The organism is Pseudomethylobacillus aquaticus, assembly GCF_003730115.1.
Classification (GTDB): Bacteria; Pseudomonadota; Gammaproteobacteria; order Burkholderiales; family Methylophilaceae; genus Pseudomethylobacillus; species Pseudomethylobacillus aquaticus.
Map to the genome: position 1 here is coordinate 1 of NZ_RJVP01000014.1, position 2,743 is coordinate 2,743.

The following is a 2,743-nucleotide window of genomic DNA, read 5'->3' on the forward strand; positions in this document are numbered from 1 at the left end:
TTGGCAGCAGTGAGGCGTTGGTGGCGGGGACGGTGTTGAGCCTGCCGAACAAGGTGACCAACGTGCACAACACCAGCGGGACGTTCCGTCCGTACAGTCCTGGTGAGGCGATGGGGGACACCAGTCCGACCTTGCCTGCGGCGCCTGCCCCACCGGGGCCGGGCGGCTGTGGTGGGCTGGGGGCGATCATCGTCATCGTGGTAACGGTCGTGGTGGCGGTTGCTGCACCACAGTTCATCCCTGCTCTTTCGGGAGGTGGCTTTTGGGCAACGGTGGGCACGGCTGCCTTGGCGAATGCGGCCGGACAAGTCACGGGCAACATCGTGGGGGTGCAGAATGGCTTCGATTTCCGGTCATTTGCGACAGCGGCGATCAGTGCCGGGGTCACCTACGGCGCGTTGAATAAAACGGGCTTGAGTGCACGTGTTGCAAGTGCGACCGGAAGCAAATATGCCGCTGTTGCCGCAAGAGCCGTCGTTGGTAACGTCATCCATCAAGGGGTTGGCAACCTGACGGGCAGCCAGCAGGGCTTTAGCTGGAGCAGTGTCGCGATATCCGGGATCGGCGCTGCCGCAGGGGCTGTCGCGAGTGACAAGCTCAACCTTACCACGACCAATGCGCTAGGCGTAGTATCGCAAGTCGGGACGACGACAGGTGCCGACCTTGGATTGGCGGCAGTGAATGCAGGTGGCTTTGCACTCACCCAACTGGTGGTGAACGGCGGCAAGGTGAACTGGCAGCAGGTGGCCACGGACACGGTGACCGGGTTCATCCAGAACCGGGGGTCAAGCAAGCTCATCGAACAGCAGCGTGCCGCACAAGGTAACGATGTGGCCTATGAAGAGGACTACGCCATTGCGCCCAAGGGCAAGCCACAGGGCCCAGAGGTGGTACTGACCGAGGCGGATGCCCCTGCGTCGTGGAGGCTGGCAACGTCCGCCACCGAAACCATGGCCGCTTCCGACATAAACCTGGCATTCAATGCAGACGATTTTGCACGGGTGAAGAATGGCTTGGAGTTCCATTCGACAGATAATGAAGCTTTATTCCGAGACATAATTTCTGCAGAGAGGGCTGATGAATACGCGCTTCTAAAAACAGTCAGTGAGCTCGATTTTACGTGGCTAAAAGCTCAGCCGAGCGTTGAAAATACTGACTCACTAAGTAACAAAGACTCAGTCTTTGGGACCCCATACCGTTTGAAATTAATCAATTCCCGGTTTTCAGGTTCAGATACTCAGCATCTAACAGAAATCATGGCAGGACTAATTAATTCAACAGAAACAAACTCTATTGAAAAGACTAGTGCTTATCTGGAAGCACTTGCAGTTGAGCGTAATCGAGATATTAATGAAATTCAACGCGAATATGAGACTTATAAGGAGCTCAGAGCAAAAGTAAATTCTATGATTGATAATAGTGATGGTCGGCTAGATGCAATAGCAAAGCTGAAGCCTAAACAAGCTGATTTTATGGGCAGTACCTGGCAGCTTAGGTTTGGTAAAGTTGTCGGTGATTATTGGGGGATTGATCCAGTATTTGGCGCAATGCTAAACCCCACTGGGGGGCTGGTTGGGCCTGGAGAAAATGCTTTAGACCCTCGTTCAATCTATGTTCCGGCATCGGCTGGTTATCACGGCGCCTACCACGATGCCATGGGCTATTTATTCAATTACCACGAGGTAGGGCCTGGGTATAACTATTTACGCTCCAGTATAGAACTACCTACTAAGTCGCCATTAGCAGGCCAGATTACAGGTGTGCCTTGGTGGAGTTTTCAGCATATGATTCATGGTAGACAGCAAGGAGAATTATTCTGATGAAGCTTTATTACTTGCGGGTGTTTATTTTTCTTATAAGCTCAGGAGCGGCGTTGAGTCTATTCGCTATGGACGATTATCTGGATATTACAAAAACCTATTCGACCAAATTTCTTATCTCTAAGCATATTGATAATTCCACTGTTGCAATTACAGCCACGTTTGATGGGGATGGCTACCAACAGCTTCCGCCCGGTGACACTCTTAAAGTCAATGGGGTGAGCCTCCAGGGGAAACCAATGACAAAAGCGGGGTGGCTGGGGCAGTTTCAGGTTGGTTATAGCTACTTTGAGCGTACTCCTGATTCAGAAAGCTATGAAATCGTATGGCAACGGGCGGCTGATAAATCTGAGGTGCGCTACGTTATTCCAGCGCGTACATTTGTTCCCAAAGTCCCTAAGGAAATCTCATTAAGTCAGGACCTTGTTATCCCATTCGAGGGGGCTGCGCTGACGAAAGGGGATAATATTTTTGCGCGATTCTCGGCGCTTGATACCGTTCCGCTCGAGCAGCGTTGGGGAGTGTTCCTTGACGCCGTTGGTCAGCACAATCAGTTTTTTGTCTCGGCGGCTTCGATGATGAAGCCAAGAATGGGAGCGCAGTTAAGAGCGGGGCCTGCAGATTTTCATATCGGGATATCAGTGTATCAATATGAGCGAGAAGGTCGGGATTTACTCGTCTATGCTATCAGTCAGCATGTTCCTGTTGTTATAACTGATTAAGTAAATGCAGCAAGACGGACTTTGCGTACAACACGGCGGGGAATCTGGTGCTGAAGCGCGACCCCAAGGTATCAATCACCCTGGCGAACGGGTACAAGCAGGCGGCGTCGGAAGCGACCCGTCCTGAAACGGCGTACCACTACGATCTGGCCGGGCGCCTGATCGGGGTGCGGGATGCTAACGGCAACCTCAATACCCAGG

General features: G+C 52.4%; 2 protein-coding genes. Both read left to right on the forward strand.

Features of this window, described 5'->3' with window-relative positions; all coding sequences use genetic code 11:
- Nucleotides 1–1,820, forward strand: a 1,820-nt coding sequence (locus ED236_RS12270) for a hypothetical protein (protein ID WP_205125689.1), incomplete at its 5' end; no start/stop codon positions are given.
- The gene (locus tag ED236_RS12275) at nucleotides 1,820–2,542 is read left to right on the forward strand and encodes a hypothetical protein (protein WP_123238279.1); all 723 of its coding nucleotides are present in this window, start codon (nucleotides 1,820–1,822) and stop codon (nucleotides 2,540–2,542) included. The genes ED236_RS12270 and ED236_RS12275, both read left to right, overlap by 1 nt.
- Nucleotides 2,543–2,743 lie beyond the last annotated feature (201 nt).